General features: G+C 59.9%; 20 protein-coding genes and 1 pseudogene. 7 read left to right on the forward strand and 14 right to left on the reverse strand.

The genetic code is table 11. The features are described from left to right. Positions 1-453 (reverse strand): AraC family transcriptional regulator (locus tag BLX41_RS35795; protein WP_259745019.1); only part of this gene is annotated, 453 nt, incomplete at its 3' end. After that, complete coding sequence (locus BLX41_RS19680) at positions 454-1,581, reverse strand: glycerophosphodiester phosphodiesterase (RefSeq protein WP_123726230.1); 1,128 nt, start codon at positions 1,579-1,581, stop codon at positions 454-456. A gap of 245 nt (positions 1,582-1,826) precedes the next feature. On the opposite strand from BLX41_RS19680, the gene BLX41_RS19685 reads away from it, so the two are divergent. After that, positions 1,827-2,162: a DUF2025 family protein gene (locus BLX41_RS19685; protein ID WP_102860665.1), complete on the forward strand. Its 336-nt coding sequence runs from the start codon at positions 1,827-1,829 to the stop codon at positions 2,160-2,162. 46 nt (positions 2,163-2,208) lie between these two features. Here BLX41_RS19685 and BLX41_RS19690 read toward each other — a convergent pair whose 3' ends face one another. Next, the gene (locus tag BLX41_RS19690; RefSeq protein ID WP_123726231.1) at positions 2,209-2,532 is read right to left on the reverse strand and encodes an antibiotic biosynthesis monooxygenase family protein; all 324 of its coding nucleotides are present in this window, start codon (positions 2,530-2,532) and stop codon (positions 2,209-2,211) included. Then, a complete protein-coding gene (locus BLX41_RS19695) occupies positions 2,529-3,248 on the reverse strand; it encodes a CTP synthase C-terminal region-related (seleno)protein (RefSeq protein WP_123726232.1) in 720 nt (239 codons plus the stop codon). Before BLX41_RS19695 ends, BLX41_RS19690 begins: the two co-directional genes overlap by 4 nt. A gap of 104 nt (positions 3,249-3,352) precedes the next feature. Here BLX41_RS19695 and BLX41_RS19700 point away from each other — a divergent pair, with 104 nt between their 5' ends. Beyond that, complete coding sequence (locus BLX41_RS19700) at positions 3,353-4,216, forward strand: LysR family transcriptional regulator (RefSeq protein ID WP_259745020.1); 864 nt, start codon at positions 3,353-3,355, stop codon at positions 4,214-4,216. Positions 4,217-4,223: 7 nt separating this feature from the next. Here the strand turns inward: BLX41_RS19700 and BLX41_RS19705 are convergent, their stop codons facing one another. The 5 genes and pseudogenes from BLX41_RS19705 to BLX41_RS19720 form a co-directional block, all read right to left on the reverse strand. After that, entirely contained in the window at positions 4,224-4,763 is a 540-nt protein-coding gene (locus tag BLX41_RS19705; RefSeq protein ID WP_123726233.1) for a DUF1003 domain-containing protein, read from the reverse strand. 88 nt (positions 4,764-4,851) lie between these two features. Continuing rightward, a complete protein-coding gene (locus tag BLX41_RS37410) occupies positions 4,852-5,412 on the reverse strand; it encodes a methyl-accepting chemotaxis protein (RefSeq protein WP_404942782.1) in 561 nt (186 codons plus the stop codon). Beyond that, a pseudogene (locus tag BLX41_RS37415) lies at positions 5,398-6,171 on the reverse strand (PAS domain-containing protein); the annotation flags it as partial. The pseudogene BLX41_RS37415 and the gene BLX41_RS37410, both read right to left, overlap by 15 nt. Before the next feature lie 356 nt (positions 6,172-6,527). Continuing rightward, the gene (locus BLX41_RS19715) at positions 6,528-7,598 is read right to left on the reverse strand and encodes a diguanylate cyclase (RefSeq protein WP_123726235.1); all 1,071 of its coding nucleotides are present in this window, start codon (positions 7,596-7,598) and stop codon (positions 6,528-6,530) included. 169 nt (positions 7,599-7,767) lie between these two features. Continuing rightward, entirely contained in the window at positions 7,768-8,376 is a 609-nt protein-coding gene (locus BLX41_RS19720; protein WP_123726236.1) for a TetR/AcrR family transcriptional regulator, read from the reverse strand. A 203-nt stretch (positions 8,377-8,579) separates the two neighbouring features. Here BLX41_RS19720 and BLX41_RS19725 point away from each other — a divergent pair, with 203 nt between their 5' ends. Both BLX41_RS19725 and BLX41_RS19730 read left to right on the forward strand, forming a co-directional pair. Next, positions 8,580-9,638 carry an MBL fold metallo-hydrolase gene (locus BLX41_RS19725; protein WP_123726237.1) on the forward strand — a complete coding sequence of 353 codons (1,059 nt, stop codon included), beginning with the start codon at positions 8,580-8,582 and terminating at the stop codon, positions 9,636-9,638. Between the two features lie 86 nt (positions 9,639-9,724). After that, a complete protein-coding gene (locus BLX41_RS19730; protein WP_123726238.1) occupies positions 9,725-10,282 on the forward strand; it encodes an AAA family ATPase in 558 nt (185 codons plus the stop codon). Here the strand turns inward: BLX41_RS19730 and BLX41_RS19735 are convergent. After that, the gene (locus BLX41_RS19735) at positions 10,264-10,581 is read right to left on the reverse strand and encodes a helix-turn-helix transcriptional regulator (RefSeq protein WP_123726239.1); all 318 of its coding nucleotides are present in this window, start codon (positions 10,579-10,581) and stop codon (positions 10,264-10,266) included. The two genes, BLX41_RS19730 and BLX41_RS19735, sit on opposite strands and share 19 nt — an antisense overlap. Positions 10,582-10,687: 106 nt before the next feature. Beyond that, on the reverse strand, positions 10,688-11,479 hold the full coding sequence (locus tag BLX41_RS19740; RefSeq protein ID WP_123726240.1) for an AraC family transcriptional regulator: 792 nt from the start codon (positions 11,477-11,479) through the stop codon (positions 10,688-10,690). 113 nt (positions 11,480-11,592) lie between these two features. On the opposite strand from BLX41_RS19740, the gene BLX41_RS19745 reads away from it, so the two are divergent. Both BLX41_RS19745 and BLX41_RS19750 read left to right on the forward strand, forming a co-directional pair. Next, positions 11,593-12,408: a sulfite exporter TauE/SafE family protein gene (locus tag BLX41_RS19745; protein ID WP_123726241.1), complete on the forward strand. Its 816-nt coding sequence runs from the start codon at positions 11,593-11,595 to the stop codon at positions 12,406-12,408. A gap of 121 nt (positions 12,409-12,529) precedes the next feature. Beyond that, positions 12,530-13,729 (forward strand): hypothetical protein, encoded by a 1,200-nt coding sequence (locus tag BLX41_RS19750; protein WP_123726242.1) that lies wholly within the window; start codon positions 12,530-12,532, stop codon positions 13,727-13,729. Between the two features lie 12 nt (positions 13,730-13,741). Here the strand turns inward: BLX41_RS19750 and BLX41_RS19755 are convergent, their stop codons facing one another. The 3 genes from BLX41_RS19755 to BLX41_RS19765 all read right to left on the reverse strand — a co-directional run bounded on the left by BLX41_RS19755 (position 13,742) and on the right by BLX41_RS19765 (position 17,153). Next, complete coding sequence (locus BLX41_RS19755) at positions 13,742-14,722, reverse strand: hypothetical protein (protein ID WP_123726243.1); 981 nt, start codon at positions 14,720-14,722, stop codon at positions 13,742-13,744. A gap of 169 nt (positions 14,723-14,891) precedes the next feature. Next, the gene (locus BLX41_RS19760; RefSeq protein ID WP_011062780.1) at positions 14,892-16,139 is read right to left on the reverse strand and encodes a ribonucleotide-diphosphate reductase subunit beta; all 1,248 of its coding nucleotides are present in this window, start codon (positions 16,137-16,139) and stop codon (positions 14,892-14,894) included. Positions 16,140-16,889: 750 nt separating this feature from the next. After that, positions 16,890-17,153 carry a DUF2790 domain-containing protein gene (locus BLX41_RS19765; RefSeq protein WP_016968107.1) on the reverse strand — a complete coding sequence of 88 codons (264 nt, stop codon included), beginning with the start codon at positions 17,151-17,153 and terminating at the stop codon, positions 16,890-16,892. A gap of 410 nt (positions 17,154-17,563) precedes the next feature. Here BLX41_RS19765 and BLX41_RS35800 point away from each other — a divergent pair. Beyond that, positions 17,564-18,728 (forward strand): AMP-binding protein (locus BLX41_RS35800; RefSeq protein ID WP_259745021.1); only part of this gene is annotated, 1,165 nt, incomplete at its 3' end.

Below are 18,728 nucleotides of genomic sequence, written 5' to 3' on the forward strand. Positions count from 1 at the left end.
TTGGCTCAGGGACAGATGGGCCTGGGCTGCCAGTTGCGTCGCTGCCACCTTGCCCTCCAGGGCGGCGTCCAGGGCCAGCAGCGCCCGTGCCACGCGACGGTCGGCAATGGGCTGGCGCGGACAACTGCGCAGCGCCGCTTCCAGGCCGGGCAGTGAGGGCTCGATACGGCTGACGCTGAGCTGCAGGTCCTGGGCCGCGATGCGCAGTGGCTCGGCGTAGACCGTGAAGGCCCGGTCTGGGGCCTGGATAATGGCGTGGCGGCGCAGGGCCTGGATCAACAGGAAGTGGCTACTGAGCCGGAAACCGTCCAGTTCCACTGTGACCGGCTGTTCGGGGGCAATGATCAGTTGATGGGCGTAGTGGGCGTGGGGCGTGGTGCGTCCCATCGCCCCGTGGATCAGGCCGAAGTCATGGCCCAGCCAGAGTTCGCCGCTCCAGTGTAAGGCGGACATTCAGTAACCGCTGGCCTCCAGCAACTGGGCCACGCTGGCGCTGGCCGGCCGCTTGAAATACTTGAGCAGCTCGGCGCTGCGGTTGGTGAAGATGCCATCGACCCCGGCCTCCATGACCTTGTTGAAATCCACCGGTTCATCGACGGTGTAGACGTGTACCAGCAGGCCCTGGTCGTGGGTGTACTGATTCATCCAGGGTTGCACCAGATCCGCATAGCTCTGATCGCCGCCAGCGGTCAGTGCTGCGGAGGGACCGGTGCCGATGGCACCCTGGGTCTTGGCGAAGTCGATCCAGCGCTTGAACTCGGCCTGGTCCTTGGGTTGCTGTTTGGCATAAAAAGCGGCCTTGTCGGTTTCGCCGCTGCTGGCGAACGTCTGGCCGGAGGCGGGCTCGATGCTGCCGGGAGCCACCCACAGCAACAGGACTTTCGGCACCTTGGGCATTGCCTTGTGCAGCAGCTCCAGGCTGTGTTTGTCGAAGGTCTGCAGCACGACCTTGCCTTTGCCCTGGCCCACGGCCAGTTCGCTTTTCGCCAGCTTGGAGCCCGCCGGGCTCAGCCAGCCGCGATCCTGGAGTTTTTCCTTGAGATCGTGCTCGATGCCGGGGAACAGCTGAGGCTCCTTGGTCTCGATGTAGAGCCCGGGTTTGTGCTGTGGATTGCCCTGGGCGATGTCGATGATCTCGTCCAGGGTGAGGATCTTCAGGCCGGCGAAGCCCGGGCGGGCGCGGTCCGGATGGGCCTGGTTGAACCAGCTGCCGGCGTCGAGGGTTTTCAGTTCGGCCATGGTGAAGGCGTTGGCCGGGCTGTCCTTGCGTTCGGGGAATTTCTGCGCCACGTCGGTGGTGCGTTGCAGGTTGTTGTCGTGCAGGGCGAAGAGCACACCATCCTTGCTGCGCTGCAGGTCCATCTCCAGGTAATCGGCGCCCAGGTCCCGGGCCAGCCGATAGGACGCAGCAGTGGACTCGGGGGCATCGAAAGATGCACCACGGTGAGCGATCACTGCCGGCTGCGGAATTCCCTGGTGAGCGGCCAAGGCATCTGGATCGGGTTGTTCAGTGGCCTGGGCCAGGCCGCAACCGAGCATCAGGGCCAACATCAGGGCACAAGGGGGGAAGGTCGCTGGCATGCTCGAAATCCTTTCGTGGAGGCAAGTACAAGGAGATATCTTTTAGCAACTCAATGACGCTTGTGCTATCTCCAGAGCGACATAAATCCTTCTCATACGCATCTTTCGCGGTTTTTTCCGGTGCTTTGCAGTACTCTTGGGCGCTGCAGTTTCCCCATCAGAGGGAAGCCTGAAAACAGCTCCTTCCTTGCCTCGCGTGTAGACCATCGATCACCCGTCCCATGGGACTTACAGTGAGGTTTACCATGAGCATCACCTCCGAACTCATCTGCCAGGCTGCCGATCAGCTCAAGGGCTTTGTCGGCTTCAATCGCAAGACCGGCCGCTACATTGTGCGTTTCAGCGAAGACTCCTTCGGCATGGATGTGGCGGATGACGCCATAGTTCCGGCCAATGAATTTGTCTGGGCGCCGGTGTCCGATCAGGCCATGAGCCTCAAGCGTGAGCAGATCCAGTTGCTGCTGGATCAGAACATCGACGACCGGATCAACATCAGCGAACCGCTGCGGGTCTATATGCGTCGCAGCGATCTACCGGAAATCCAGGCGGTGCGCAGCCTGCTGTCGACCGCCCAGGGATGACCCGCGCTTGCCCTGAACCGCATCCGACGCGGTTCAGGGGCTTGCTTCAAATGCCGAAGCTGTAGGCCCGCTCCACCTTGCTTACCCGGGTATGAAAGTACCGGTACCAGTCATTGCGACCACGCTCGCGGATGGCGCGGTGTTCGGCGTGTTGCTTCCAGGCCAGGATCGCCGCCTCGCAGGTCCAGTAGGACACCGTGATACCGAAGCCATCCTCACCTCGTGCCGATTCGACCCCAAGGAATCCCGGTTGTTGGCGAGCCAGATCGACCATGTGTTTGGCCGCCTGGTCGTAGGCGGGATCGGCTTCGCGACGCTGGGAACTGAAGATCACTGCGTAATAGGGTGGGGCGGGCGTCTGGCCGATCATCCTTGCGCCTCCAGGCAGGCTTTGAGCAGAGCGGTGACCAGGGGCGGTGTGCGGCCTTGCAGGGCGGCGCGCTCGGGCTGGAACAGTGTGGCGACGAAGAACGGATGGCCGTCCAGTTCCACGGCGCGCAAGTCGCCGTCACTGTCGTGGCCAGTAGGGCGCAGCACACCACTGAGCAAGGGGCCGGCAAAGTCCGGATTGATTCCATAGCGGCAGCGATAACCTTCCTCGATGCTCTGGGTGCCGTAGGCCTGGGCGATCCGGCTGCCGCTTTGCAGCTGGATTCGGTCGCGGGCTTCCACCAGGGCGCAGCTCAAGGGGGTGAGCACCGCGCGCTGGGCATGGGGGTTGATCTCGCCATGCTCGGCGTCGGTCCAGCCCAGCACGTTGCGGGCATATTCCAGCACCGCGTGCTGAAAGCCGCCGCAGGTGCCGAGGAAGGGCCGTTGCCGTTCCCGGGCGACACGGATCGCCAAGAGGGCACCGTCGATGTGGCGGTAGGGACTGCCAGGCACGCACCAGAGGCCGTCGAAACCTTCCAGCTGTTGCTCGTGGGTCAGCTCCGGCGTGGCCAGCCACTGGTAGTCCACCCTGACCTTGCTATCGATAGCGGCGCGTTCCAGGGCCAGGGGAATGGCCTGGTGTGCGGTGATCTGTGGGTCGTAATCCCCCACCAGGGCGATGCGGACGGTGGCGGTAGATCGGGCTGGGTACATGTGGCCTCTCCGGTTGTGGCGCTGACTTGTCGACTGCCTGGAGCCACTATAGATTGGCGATCACGCAATCAATATTGGCGTTTACCCAAGTGATCAATGCAGCCATGCACTATCAGCTGGACTATCCCGACCTGTCACTGATTCTCGCCCTGGTCCGTGGCGGCTCCCTGGCCCGCGCCGCAGCCCTGCTCAAGGTGGATGTGTCCACGGTGTTTCGTGCCGTGCGCCGGCTGGAGGCCGGGCTCGGGCAGCAGTTGTTCGACAAGAGCCGCGCCGGTTACCTGCCCACCAGCCTGGCCCAAGCCCTGGCACAACAGGCCGAACAGGCGGAGCAGGCGCTGGAGGCCGCGCGGATCGGCGTGGCCCAGGGAGGAGAGGTGATCAGCGGCACAGTGCGCCTGACCTGCACCGATTCGGTGTTGCAAGGCCTGCTGCTGCCGGCCCTGGCGCAATTCATGCCGAACTACCCGGCGCTGGTTATCGAACTCTGTACGTCCAATGATTTCGCCAACCTCAATCGGCGTGATGCGGACATAGCGCTGCGCCTGACCGCGACACCGCCGGAACATCTGGTGGGGCGCTGCCTGGGGGCGGTGTCGTATCGGCTGTGCGCGAGCCCGGTGTACCGGCAACGGATAGACTGCAGCGACCTGTCGAAGGTGGCCTGGGTCGCCCCGGATGACTTTCTCCCAGACCATCCCACCGTGGCCTGGCGCCGTCAGTGCTGGCCTGGCGTGCAACCCAGCTACCGCTGCAACAGCATGCTTGCGGTGACCGAGCTGGTACGGGCCGGCCTCGGCGTTGCAGCCTTGCCGGATTTTCTCATCGGCAGTGGTGGCCTGGAGGCGTTGAGTGAACCCTTGGGCCATGACACAGCCCTGTGGCTGCTGACCCGTCCGGATTGCCGGGCCCTGCGTTCGGTGGTGACCCTGTTCGATGAATTGGCGCGCCATTTGCGCTGGCCCTGAGCAGGGCTCAAGGGTGGGGCTGATCCTTGCGGACAAAGTGTGCGTGCATCTCGCTGGTCAGGTTCTCGATGCGTTCGGTCAGTTGTTTGGTCATTTCCGTGAGCCGGGTGTTCTGCTCCAGCAACTCCAGCAGTTGGCCGGTGGTCTGCGCGGCCTGGGCCTGGCGTTCGCTGTTGGCGATGGCCAGGGCTTCGCGGTGCTGGGCATCTGCGTCCGACTGGGCTTTGTCCCGTGCGGCCTGGCGGGTCTGAGCCAGAAGAATCAGCGGTGCGGCGTAGGCTGATTGCAGGCTGAAGGCCAGGTTCAGGAGGATGAAAGGGTAAACATCGAAATGGGTGACGCCGGTCAGGTTCAGGGCGACCCAGATCAACACGATCAGGGTCTGTGCACCCAGAAAGGCCGGGGTACCAAAGAACCGGGCGAAGGCTTCGGCTTTCAAGGCGAAGGCGTCGTTGCCAAAGGTCGGCCCGAGGTGGGCGTGGGCGCGGTGAAAACGCAGATGGTCGACGTTCGGGGTGGTTTTTTCCGGGGTGTCGCTGGAACTCATGATGGCCTCCGCCAGGCGTTGGGACGTCGGGCCACTATAGTCCTCAAGGCCAGGCCCGACGTCATTATCGACGTCGGGAAAACCACCCTCAGAGTGCGTCGCGTTCGTTGGCGAACATGCTGACGGCTTGCACCGCGTCACTGGCGCCATCACGAATCTGCAGGATCACGGTCCCGGCCTGATCCGCCAGTTGCACGCCCTTGGCAGCTCGTTCACGAGTGCCGTCCATGCTCTTGATCGCTTGCTGCGTTTCGTTCTGGATCATGTCGATCATGCTGGAAATTTCCGCCGTCGAGCCGCTGGTGCGCGCCGCCAGTTGCCGGACTTCGTCGGCCACCACGGCAAAACCTCGGCCCTGTTCTCCGGCCCGGGCGGCCTCGATGGCAGCGTTGAGGGCCAGCAAGTTGGTCTGATCGGCAATACCGCGAATGGTGTTGACGATGGCGGTGATCTGCTCGGAGCGTTCGCCGAGGCGGGCGATCAGCGAGGAGGAGTCCTCGATGTTATGGGCGATCTGGCGCATCTCGCTGGCAGCCTGCTGGATCACCCCGGTGCCTTGTTCGGCGACTTTCCGGGTTTCCACCGAGATGTGATAAGCCTGGCTCGCACTCTGGGCGTCCTGCTCATGCTTCTCCACCTGCTGAGTCACGTCGGCGGCGTACTTGACCACCTTGCACAGGCGTCCGCTGGCGTCATAGACCGGGTTGTAGTTGGCTTCCAGCCACAGCGTGCGCCCGTGCCTGTCGATCCGCTCGAAGCGGCCGTTGAAGAACTCCCCCCTGTTCAGGCGACTCCAGAAGTCCTGGTAGGCGCTGCTATTGGCCAGCTCGGGTTTGCAGAACATCCGGTGATGCTTGCCCTTGATGTCCGCCAGGCTGTAGCCCATGCGGCTGAGGAAGTTGGCGTTGGCGCCAATGATGCTGCCGTCGAGGTTGAACTCGATGACCGCCATGGCCCGGTCGATGGCCTCCAGTTTGTTCCGGGCCTCGACTTCCTCCTGCACCCTGGCGGTGACGTCGAGGGCGTACTTGACCACTTTATACACCGTGCCGGAGGCGTCGCGGATCGGGTTATAGCTGGCTTCCAGCCACAGGCTCTGGCCGGCGGCGCCGACTCGCTCAAAGGTGCCGGACTCGAACTGGCCGTTTTTCAGGCGGGTCCACAATTGCTGGTAGTCGCTGCTGCGAGCGTATTCCGGGAGGCAGAACAGTCGGTGAGACTGGCCGATCACCTGATCTTGCCGATAGCCCAGGGTCTTCAGGAAGTTGTCGTTGGCTCGGAGCACCGTGCCCTGGAGGTCAAACTCGATCACCGCCATGGAGCGGTCGATGGCGTCCAGCAGGCGGGATTGTTCGGCGATGGTCTGGTTCAGGGAATCGATGGTCTTGTTGTGACGGTTGAATAGCATGTTGGCAGTTGCTCTGTGGGAGAAACGTCGCGTCGATCCCTATGGAGTGCGCCGGTATGCCGAAAGCTCCCCGGCGATCGGCATTATCTGCTCAATGTCAGCGTTCCATGACTGACAGATAATTTCGCAGCGGTGAAGCGGGCGACATTTCGGACGAACGTCGCTGGCCGCATCAAGAGGATACGTAATGGCTGCGAATCGATTTAGTTGGATTGGATGACTTTGATGGCAGCGGTGCCGAGGGGTTATCCGCTGCTGCAAAGTGGCGGCATTATGATGTCAATCACGGGAATAAATCCAAATAAACTTGTACAAAAATGTTTTTTACTTCTTTTTTGTATAAGTTTTAACGATCTTTATGCCATTTGCGCGGGAGAGAAAAGGGCTTCGCTGTCATTGCTGGCAGTGCGGTTGCGCCCGCTGTTCTTGGCCAGATACAGGGCCTTGTCCGCCGCATCGAGCCAGCCTGCAGGGTCGCGGAAGCTTGAGTCGAAAGCCGCCAGGCCGATACTCAGGCTGACCTTCAGTTCCTGCACCTCTGGATGTCGGTACTGGTTGAAGACCTGGCGCAGGCGCTCCATCACATCAAGGGCTTGTTGCCGGCTCATGCGTGGCAGGATCACGCAGAACTCGTCGCCACCGTAGCGCCCGGCGAGATCGTCATGGCGCAGGTTGCGGCGCAGTTCGTTGCTCAAATGGCGCAGCACCGTATCGCCGACAATATGCCCGTAGGTGTCGTTGATCGCTTTGAAGTGGTCGATGTCGATCAGGGCGATGCTGGCTTCCATCTGCTGTTGCTGGCATTTGTGGAACTTGATGTGCAGCAGGTCCTTCCACGAGCCGTGGTTGAGCAGGCCGGTGAGGCTGTCGGTGCGGCTCAGGGCGCTGAGGGCGCGCTTGTGTTCGGACAGTTTGATCGCCAGTCGATAGCAGACCGTGCCCACGGCCAGGGGGTAGAGGGTCAGCATGGGCAGGCAGGCATAGATCTGCAGCGCGCTGATCCGGGTACTGAAGTTGGCCCCTAACAGCACCCAGGACAGCAGTATCCCGGCACATTGGGCCAGGCCACCACGAATGAACAGACGCAAGCCACCTGCGGCGACGTTGTTCATGGTCATCATCGAGAGGATGGTAACTGCCGGCAGGGGATTGAATTGCATGGTTGCCGCCCAGAATCCCCCCAGCAGCGAGTCATACAACAGGTTGCGGCGTTCTGCCCGGTAGGGAAAGCCCGAGCGGGTGGAAAGCTGATACGCCAGATGGGGCCAGATCAGGCCGTGGAACAACAACAGTGTCCATATCCAGTCAGGCGGTGCCAGGGGGTAGAGTGCGGCCAGGACACTGATGCCGCCGATACTCAGGCCGATGATCCTTGGCCAATAGATGCGTCGGGCAAATGACAGCCCCTTGCCGCGTTGGTTTTCCATAAATTCCTGCACCAGATTCTGTACTGAAACACCTTGTGGTGTTTTTGCGGCTTGGCCGTTTATCGGATCAGTCTGGTGAATATTGTCATTTATTCCAGTGGGAATAATCAGTGTCCTTCGAAGCCATTTAACCGTGGTCGAACGTCGCGCGACGAGAATGCAAGCAGGTTCATGCCTGGTAGTGAGTCAGGAACATGTCCAGCGCCGACTCGATGACCCGGGTCTGCATGTCCGCTGTCAGGGGCGGCTGGCCCATGGTGATCTGCGGCCAGAAGGCAAAGCTCTTGAGCAGCCCGTGCATCTGTTGCGCGGCGAACTCCGGGTCTAGGGGCTTGAGGCGGCCATCCGCCAGGGCTCCGCGGATCCACAGGGTCAGGCCTTCTTCCCGTTCGCCGAGTCGCTCCACCATGTTCTGTGCCCGCTCGGGGGAGTGGATGGTGGCAGCAATGGCAACTCGGGCCAGGTCGAGGAAGTTGTTGTCGGCCAGCAGTTGCAGTTTGGCCAGCAGAACGCTGTGCAACTGCTCGCGCAATGGCTGGTCGCTGCGGTAGCTGACGTCCGACTGGGCGCTGGTGCTGGCCCAGAGCTTATGCAGAATTTCGGCGAACAACTCTTCCTTGCTGGGGAAGTGGTTGTACACCGTGCGCTTGGAAACTCCGGCCGTGGCGGCAATCTTGTCCATGCTGGTGATTTCGAAACCACTGGCGCGGAATTCGCTGATCGCCGCCTGAATGATGGCGTTGCGTTTAAGGTCGGTGAGGCGCTTCGGAGCTGTCATAAGTTGGGTTCGGTCAGGGTCGGCATTGAAATCAGTCGGCAGTCTACTTCGTCTTAATCCTGTTGCAATGTAGAAACTACACTGTGTAGTGTAGTTTCCCTTGAGAACGATGATTGGCGGCTGATGCTTGCGTGCCTTGGCCAGTAGATCGTCCCGCAGAACAACGTCGGAACCTGCCGCGTTCCAATGGAGTCATTTCAATCATGGCCACTGTTTCGTCCAGCGTCACACGCACACCCCGCCAGGAAACTTCCCGCCAGGAGCAGGGCGCCTTTCGTAACCATGCTCCGGTACGTCGCGCCGGTTTCGGTAAAACCCTGCAGATTTTCTGGAACATGCTGTTCCACAAACCGCGCAATACCCGTCCGGCCGGAGCCATTCCTGTACAGCCACTGACCCGCGAGCAACTGCAGGCGGCCCCCAATCACAGCGTGTTTCGTCTTGGGCACTCCACGGTGCTGTTGAAGATGCGGGACAAATTCTGGATCACTGACCCGGTGTTTGCCGAACGTGCGTCCCCAGTGCAATGGGCCGGCCCGAAGCGTTTTCACCAGCCTCCCATCAGCCTGGAGGCTTTGCCCGAGATCGAGGCGGTGATCCTGTCCCATGACCACTACGATCACCTGGACCACCAGACAGTACTGGCCCTGGCAGACAAGACCCGGCACTTCCTCACCCCGCTGGGAGTGGGAGACACCCTGATCAAGTGGGGGGTGCCTGCGGCCAAGGTCCGGCAGCTGGATTGGTGGCAGGGTTGCGAAGTCGAGGGCATTCGCTTTATCGCTACGCCGTCGCAGCACTTTTCCGGTCGCGGGTTGTTCGATGGCAATCACACCTTGTGGGCGTCCTGGGTCATGATCGACGCAGCGACGCGGATCTTCTTCAGCGGCGATACCGGTTACTTCGACGGCTTCAAGCGTATTGGCCAGCAGTACGGGCCCTTTGATCTGACGCTGATGGAAACCGGTGCCTACAACGTCGAATGGCCCCATGTACATATGCAGCCGGAGCAAACCCTGCAAGCTCACATCGACCTGCAGGGTCGCTGGTTGCTGCCGATCCACAACGGCACCTTTGACCTGGCCATGCATGCCTGGCATGAACCCTTCGACCGCATCCTGGCCCTGGCCTGGGAGCGCAGTATCAATATCACCACGCCGCAAATGGGTGAAGCCTTCAACCTGGCACAACCTCAGCGGGGCGGTGCCTGGTGGCTGGAGGTGGAAGGCGCTCCGGAACAGGCGGCTGTCGAGTCCGCCTAATCCTGCCCTGATCCATGTGTGGCAGGTGGGCAAAGACAGGCCAAGGCTGTAAACCTGTTGGATGTCCGCTGCAAGGGAGCGGTGTCATGGCCCACAGAATTCATATCTTCGGCGCATCCGGCTCCGGAACAACCACCTTGGGCCGGGCCCTGGCCGAGCGTTTGTTTTGCAAACACTTCGACTCCGACGATTTTTTCTGGCAACCCGGCGCCAAGCCTTTTAGTTGTCGGCGTCCCCGGGACGCACGCATCCATATGCTGCAAACCCAAGTGCTGACGGAGCCGGACTGGGTCATGTCCGGCTCCCTTTGTGGTTGGGGGGATGTGCTGATCCCCAGTTTCACTCTGGCGGTCTTTGTGCAACTGGACCCGGAGGTTCGCTTGCAGCGCTTGCGTGCCCGGGAACTCCAGCGCTACGGCGAGCAGATTTTTATGGGGGGCGAGCGTCATGCCGCGACCCAGGCTTTTCTTGCCTGGGCCGCGGGCTACGACGAGGGTGGTCACGGGACCCGCAGTTTGCGGCGCCATGAAACCTGGATCAAAACCCTGGACTGTCCGCTTGTTCGCCTGGATTCGACCCGGCTTTCAGTGCCGGACTTGTGCGGGCAACTGCTCAAGGCACTGGATCACTCGATCATTGCGTAGTCAGGGCGTTCCATGGGATTGGGGGTAGCGCCCTTGATATTCATGCCGCGGCCGGGAGTGAAGCCGGGAAAGAACACCAACCCTTGGGCTTCAAGGCAGAACGCCAATGCCAGGCGGGTCACGTCACGCACCTCGTAACCGGCTTCGAAGCGCTGGATGGCTTGCACCGAGACTGCGGACTCACGGGACAGTTGATCCATGTCCCAACCCAGCATGTCCCGGGCCTGGGCACAGTGCTGCGGGGTGAATTGATAGAGGGCGATACGTTCCAGGGTGATTTTCATCGCTAGAGAGGCCATGGTTTTCTCCGGGAGGTTAGGCAGGAAGTTGGCTTTATACTGGTTATTTGTACAGTTGTTTTATTCCCGGATCAAACTGATTTTTGCTCTCTGTCCGCACCTTTGGTCACAAGGTTTTTCCCAGGCTCGGGTCCGCCCTGTTGAGGTAGGTGCTGGGGGGGTGTCCCAGCACTCGGCGGAACATGGTGGAGAATGCCCCGGGGCTGTCATAGCCGAAATCCAGGGCGATGCGTGTCACGGGCTCCGCGGCTGCCAGCCGCGCCAGGGCCAGGATCACGCAGGCTCGTTGTCGCCATTGAATGAAGCTCATACCCGTTTGCTGACGGAAGACGCGATTGAAAGTGCGCAGGCTGACGTGCAACCGATCCGCCCAGTGCTCCGGGGATTGGTGAATATCGGGTTGCCCGAGAAAGGCCTGGCACAACTCCAGTAGCGGGTCATCAGCCGGCAGAGGGATATGCAGCGGTAGCGCAGTGCTGCGTCGCAGTTCATGCAGCAGCAGGTCGACCAGCAATCCGTCACGCCCGCCCTGATCGTATTCCAGGGGAATCTCTACGGCCTCCAGAAGCAGTTGGCGCAACAACGGCGAGACGCTGACGACTCGACAGTCGCTGTTATCCAGGGGCGCCGCGGCAGGTTCGATATACAGGCTGCGGGTACTGACCCCGAGCATCAGCACCTCATGCTCCACCCCGGGCGGGATCCACACCGCATGTTGCGGTGGCACTACCCAGTTGCCCTGATCGGTGCCCACCTGCATGACCCCAGTAGCGCCATACAGCAGCTGTGCCCGCCGATGGCGGTGGCGGGGCAGGCGTTGGCCGTCGGCGTAATCGGTTCCGATGGCCAGTACCGGACGCGGTGTCTGATCCAGTTGATCGATGGAGATGTTGCGCATGCCGAGTCGTTCCGTGTTTGGCGTAAACGCAAACATTATTGGCTGACTTGCTGAAGTCGGCCAAGTGATGAAGCTCTATCGTCCAGGTCTTCTGCAAAGACGAGCGTGGTCCGATGTTCTATCTACTGCTGGCACTTTTTGGTTGCATGACGGGCATCAGCGCCGTGCTGTTCGGCTTTGGTGGCGGATTTGTAGTGGTGCCGCTGCTGTACTGGCTGCTGCTGGGCAGCCAGGGTGCGGACTCGGCGGCAGGGCAGTCGGCGATGCATGTCGCGGTGGCTACCTCAACCTGCGTGATGATCGTCAATGCCCTGGTCGCTAGCCGTCGACATCAGCGGGCGGGCAATCTTGTTCGCCACTACCTGTGGCCGCTGGGGGGCTATATAGGTCTGGGGGCGATCTTGGGTGCGGCAGCGGCCATGTGGGTCAGTGGCGAAGTGATTCGCTATGCCTTTATCGCCTATCTGGGGATCACCATTGCCGACTGCCTGCTGCGCCGCGGTTTTCTTGAACCGTCGCAACGGCAGACAGCACGTCTCCTTGGAGCCCGCGAATCGCTCTTTGGCGGTGTAGGAATAGGGGTTGTCGCCACCTTTCTCGGCGTAGGCGGCAGTGTCATGACGGTGCCTCTATTGCGCCGTTGCGGTCTGACCATGACCCAGGCCACCTCAATGGCCAATCCTCTGAGCGTGCCTGTGGCGTTGGCGGGAACTGTCACCTACATGGCCCTGGCCCATTTCAGCCCGTTTGATCTCGGACCCTGGTTCGTCGGTTATGTGGATCTGCTGGCGTTTTCGGTACTGACCCTCGGCTCGTTGCTGGGCATCCGCCTGGCCACTCCCTGGATTGGCAGAATTCCCGACCGCCTGCATGCCCGGGTGTATATCGGCCTGTTGTTGCTGGTACTGCTCAGCATGTGCCTGAAGTGATAGGAGCGTCACGCTTGGTGGCTCGATTGTCCTTGGCCGTAGGTCCATAATTGCCCGGTGCTGAACGCAGGTTCCGGTTTGGCTGACCGTGCTGCCGGCTTTTTCATACAGGGGAGTTTCCATGATCAACGGATTGATACGCCCGCTCTTCGGTGTCCTGTTGCTTTCGATCTATCTGTCGGCTGTGCAGGCTGGACCTTCCCGCGAGGTTTTCAGCGGAACCTTGGGCAAGATGCCGATTGTGCTGGAGATCAGCACCCCCAATCCTCAGGAAGTCACGGGGCGTTACTTCTACCAGAAGTACCATCGTGACCTGGCGCTCAACGGTACGCTCCAGGGGCAATCGCTGGAGCTGCGTGAAGGAGGAGGGCGCTATGACGATGAGCCGTCGTCCCTACCCACCTTCAAGTTGCAACGCACTGCCGACGGTTGGCAGGGGCAGTGGCAGAGCCCCAAGGGCAAGACTCTCGATGTGCAATTGTCGGCGGCCAGGGCCGACGCACCCAAGGCGGATGCGCTGCCATACTTGGCACAGCTTTATCTGAGCGATTTGTACGAATACCTGCGTCTACAAGGCCTGACGCTCAAGCAGGGCAAGCAGCAGAATTTCATGGGCTACACCTTGCAATGGTGGAGCGAGCCCGAGTCGAAACTGTCGATGTTCAAGGTGATTGCCGGGTATCCGGAGGCGCAACAGCAACAGCTCAACCAATCGCTGATGGAGCGCCTGTGGAGTGACGTGAGCGCTTATCACGACTGTATGCTGGGGGCCGGTTCCCAGTGGGGCGAGTTCATGCAGACCGTGAAACCGCAGTTCCTCTCGCCGGCAGTGCTCAGCGTGAATATCTCCACCAGCTATTCCTGTGGCGGTGCCCATCCGGACTTTGGCGACTCACCGCTCAATATCGATGTGAACAGTGGCCATCCCCTGTCCCTGGCGGATGTGCTGTGGGTGGGGGCAGGCAAGCCGCTGCTGCACAGCGACCGCAACAGCAAGGGCGATATCCGTCTCACTGAGGCAGAGCGCAATGCCCTCTATGACTACAACCGTGAACAGCTGTCGCCGTGGCTGATCAAGCAGTTCACTGTCTTGTATCCCGATGAGATGCGCGCGCCGGCCAACCTGGAGGAGGACTGCAACTACAGCGATGAGAGTGTCTGGGGCGATAACAGTTGGTACTTCACCCCCAAGGGGCTGTTCATCAATGCCTACTTCCCTCGGGTGGCTCGGGCCTGCGATGGGCCCGAGTGGTCGGTGCTGCCGTACTCGGTGGTCAGGAAGCATCCGGGGGCCGTGGCCCTGGAGTTGCCCAAGCGGTGAGATCGCAGGAGGCTATTTTGCTTCCAGGCCTGGTGCCTCGCGAATCACGAAATGGTCCAGGTTCTCGATATTGGCGCTGAATACCCCGAAGGTCGCTTCGGGGTTTTTCTTGCTCGGCACCTGCTTGAGTGTCGGGGTGACGCCATAGAAGAAGCAGTACAACTCACGCTGGCTGTCGATGGCGCCCTTGATCTCTTCAAGGAAGGCTTTGCGCTTGCGGTAGTTGTCGACCAGTTTCTTGCTCAGGTAGACGTTGACTGAATAGGGCTTCTTCTTGGCTTCGTCTTCTTCCTTGAACCAGACCTTGGGCTCGAAGTCGATGCGAAAGCTCTGGGTGTAGTCCTTGATTTCCTTGATCTTGCCCCAGTAGATCAGCCCCTTGTTATCCAGCAGGTACTCGATCTTCTTGAAGAACGAGGCGTAGGACGCGCTGTGCTCGCCGATCTTCAACGGCATGCGCTTGAGCAGTTCCTTGTCGTCGATATTCGATACGAAGCATTCCACCGGGTGGGCGAAGACGCTGGTCTTGTCCGGGGGTGTCTCGCGTCCGGCGTGGGGCGTTTGCAAGCTGGCAGGCGTCACTGGCGGGTTGTTGCCAGGTGTCTGCGGCGCTGCTGTAGGGTTGGCCGGTCGGCGCAGGTATTCGCGGCGGGTCAGCAGCAGCTCCGAAGGGAAGTGCTCCTCGCGATCATCCTCGACTGCAGTCCCTTCGATGCTGCCGGGGCTTTTGCTGATCCCATAAGGGCAGCCTTCTATATGAAGAGTGCTGGGCAGGTTCTTGAAATGCGGAGTGCGGATGTAATTGACGTTCTTGGCATTGAAGGTGCCCAGTTGATTGGCGGCATCGAACGCTGCGCGACAGTCATCGTTGGGGCACTGGAAGCTTTCCTTGGCCGAGTCGAAGACCAGGGTTTCATCGAAGTTCAGATCCCGCACGTCATAGATCGACAACTTTTCGTCGAGGCTGATGCAGTAGGCGGTATCGAATTTCATGAGCGCTTTGATCCTTAAGCGGGGGAGGTGACTTTATAACGGTAGGTCTTGGAGCCTGCACGTACTTTAATGAACCGGGTCTTGTACAAGAAACAGGTGCGGATTTGCGCGGCCAATAAAAAAGCCCTGACCAAGTCAGGGCTTCTTGTTTGTTTCATCGATCCGGGAATCAATCCCAGCTCAATGCACCGCCAGTCTGATACTCGATCACGCGGGTCTCGAAGAAGTTCTTCTCTTTCTTCAAGTCCATGATCTCGCTCATCCATGGGAACGGGTTGGTGGTACCTGGGTACTCTTCCTTCAAACCGATCTGCGACAGGCGACGGTTGGCGATGAACTTGAGGTAGTCCTCCATCATGGCCGCGTTCATGCCCAGTACGCCGCGCGGCATGGTGTCGCGCGCGTATTCGATTTCCAGTTGGGTGCCCTGGAGGATCATCTGGGTGGCTTCTTCCTTCATCTCGGCATCCCACAGGTGCGGGTTTTCGATCTTGATCTGGTTGATCACGTCGATGCCGAAGTTCAGGTGCATGGATTCGTCGCGCAGGATGTACTGGAACTGCTCGGCGACACCGGTCATTTTGTTGCGACGGCCCATGGACAGGATCTGGGTGAAGCCACAGTAGAAGAAGATGCCTTCCAGAACGCAGTAGTAGGCGATCAGGTTGCGCAGCAGTTCCTTGTCGGTGTCGACGGTGCCGGTTTCGAACTTCGGATCGGAGATCGAACGGGTGTACTTCAGGCCCCAGGCGGCTTTCTTCGCGACCGATGGAATCTCGTGGTACATGTTGAAGATCTCGCCTTCATCCATGGCCAGCGATTCGATGCAGTACTGGTAGGCGTGGGTGTGGATCGCCTCTTCGAACGCCTGGCGCAGGATGTACTGGCGGCATTCCGGGTTGGTGATCAGGCGGTACACGGCCAGTACCAGGTTGTTGGCAACCAGGGAGTCGGCGGTGGAGAAGAAGCCCAGGTTGCGCATGACGATGCGGCGCTCGTCGTCGGTCAGGCCTTCCGGGTTTTTCCACAGGGCGATGTCGGCGGTCATGTTGACCTCTTGCGGCATCCAGTGGTTGGCGCAGCCGTCGAGGTACTTCTGCCAGGCCCAGTCGTACTTGAACGGTACCAACTGGTTGAGGTCGGCGCGGCAGTTGATCATGCGCTTTTCATCAACGGCGACACGGGCGGAAGAACCTTCCAGTTCGGCCAGGCCTTCGGCGATGTCGAGCTGGTCCAGGGACGCCTTGGCGCGGGCAACGGCAGCGGAGTCGCTGGCGGTCACGGCGCGGGCTTCAAGAGCGGCGGCGCCACCGGCGCTATCGAGGCGGTCCATGTTGGCTTCAGTAGCGTGGCCGGCGTTGGCGCCTTTGACTGCAACTTCGCCTTCTTCTTTGTCGAATTCGTCCCAGCTCAGCATGACGTGTCGTCTCCTGCTTGAGGGCCAGATGCCCGTGTGAAAACAAAAGGGTTGGCTTTTCACACGGCGCTACTGGCCGCGTTAAATCATTGGAAATCGTTTGTTGCAGCAGTGAACGCAGGCAATAAACAGAAATACGTGTTCGGGTGCCTTGAGGCTGCTGTCGGGCGGAACTGAGGGTGTCGGCTCCGGCGCGGGATTCAGCAGGTCGTTTTCATCCGGTAAGGGAATGTTGCGGGCCCGTTTTGAGGACGCATTATAAGGATATTTTCAGGGTCGTGGGGCGACCGATGGGCGCAGGCGGACCCAAGAAGGAGGGGGACTGAGAGCAAAGCACGGGTTTACAAGGCTTTGGCCGTTGAAGATTTTTTTTCAGGCTCGAAAAAATTATCCGGAAGTGGCCAAAAAATAGCCAATTTTACTAGATGTTGTGTTTTTGCAAGCCTTTTCCAGGTTTTGAACACAACTCGAATCGTTCGGTTTTGTCGCTGGAAATCTCCTGGCAGAGGTCTTCAAGGTTGGCAGGATTGCCCTGGCCGAAGTCGTCAGCCGAGATGCTCAAAAGCTCGTTGACAGTGCCATGAACGGGCCATCAACCACAGCAGGAAAAGTGCGTGCGATTGCCGTGCTCGCACGTCGTCAAGGTGAGGCCTTTCATTACCCTCGGGCGGGTCGTCGTCTGGCATCTTTGCCGCAAGAGGGATTTCTTGCGGCCGGCAGTCATCAAGGTCCGTGCAATGAACTTGGCTATTAACCGTTAGAGCAACCGTTGCCCATTACGCGGTATTGAAGAATATGTCGCTGACCGTGGGAGTCTTCATATTCCATGCGCGCTGGTACAACTTCGCATACTTCTGGAACTTCGCTCATGGAGATAACTTTGGCGATATCCAGGTCAGTGGAGTAAGTGTATTCCTCTACCGGTACTTGCTGCTGGGCGACATCAGTCGGGATCTCATCAGCCATCGCGGTAACGCACAGACTGCTGAGGGCCAGAACTAATAAAGCTTTCATTTGCGTTTTACCTTTCTAAGGTCGTGTGGGGTCACGCAGCCTTTGTGGGGCTGCGTGTGGAACTTGAGTAAAAGTTTGATTAACTGCCTTCGTGGGGGCTGCAACTTGGTTAATCAGATTGCCTGTTTGGCGAGGCAGATTTTAGGCCCGGGGCCAGCGGCCATATAGGCGTACTTTTGATAAACACCTTTGACGGTTTTTGTAACAATCCCCGAAAAAGGCCCGTCTGGAGGTCTGTTTGAATATTTTTTCCGCAGTGAATATCGCTGTATACAGCGTTCTTGAAGGGTTGCAGCAAATATCGGGGTATTTCGCAGGGGGTTGTTACTACCATCGTCGAATGGTTCTATAGGCGCCCCCCGGCTACAACGGGGTCATACAAAAACAACTATGTCACCGAGGTAAGAAAGATGAGTGCGGCTTCTCTGTATCCCGTTCGTCCCGAGGTTTTGGCCAATACGCTGACTGACGAGGCGACCTACAAGGCCATGTACCAGCAGTCGGTCGTGAACCCGGACGGTTTCTGGCGCGAACAGGCCAAGCGTCTCGACTGGATCAAGCCTTTTACCACGGTGAAGCAGACCTCCTTCGACGACCACCATGTGGATATCAAGTGGTTCGCCGATGGCACCCTGAACGTCTCCTACAACTGCCTGGATCGCCATCTCGCCGAACGTGGCGATCAGATCGCGATCATCTGGGAAGGCGACGATCCTTCCGAAAGCCGCAACATCACCTACCGCGAACTGCATGAACAAGTCTGCAAGTTTGCCAACGCCCTGCGTGGTCAGGACGTGCACCGCGGCGACGTGGTGACTATCTATATGCCGATGATCCCCGAGGCGGTGGTGGCCATGCTGGCCTGCACCCGTATCGGCGCGATCCATTCGGTGGTGTTTGGTGGCTTCTCTCCCGAAGCCCTGGCCGGACGCATCATCGACTGCCGCTCCAAAGTGGTGATCACCGCCGACGAAGGCATCCGTGCCGGCAAGAAGGTGCCGCTCAAGGCCAATGTCGACGACGCCCTGACCAACCCGGAAACCAGCAGCATCCAGAAGGTCATCGTGTGCAGGCGCACCGGTGGCAACATCAAGTGGAACCAGCACCGCGACATCTGGTACGAAGACCTGATGAAGGTGGCCGGCAGCGTCTGTGCACCGAAAGAGATGGGCGCCGAAGAAGCGCTGTTCATCCTTTACACCTCCGGCTCCACCGGCAAGCCCAAGGGCGTGCAGCACACCACTGGCGGTTACTTGCTCTATGCGTCGCTGACCCATGAGCGGGTGTTCGATTACCGTCCGGGCGAAGTCTACTGGTGCACCGCCGACGTTGGCTGGGTCACTGGCCACACCTACATTGTCTATGGCCCGTTGGCCAACGGCGCCACCACCGTGCTGTTCGAGGGCGTGCCCAACTATCCGGACGTGACCCGGGTGGCGAAGATCGTCGACAAGCACAAGGTCAACATCCTCTACACTGCCCCGACCGCGATCCGCGCCATGATGGCTTCGGGCACCGCCGCCTGCGAAGGCGCCGATGGCAGCAGCCTGCGCCTGCTGGGGTCGGTGGGCGAGC

This window comes from Pseudomonas protegens (assembly GCF_003732485.1).
Taxonomy (GTDB): Bacteria; Pseudomonadota; Gammaproteobacteria; order Pseudomonadales; family Pseudomonadaceae; genus Aquipseudomonas; species Aquipseudomonas protegens_B.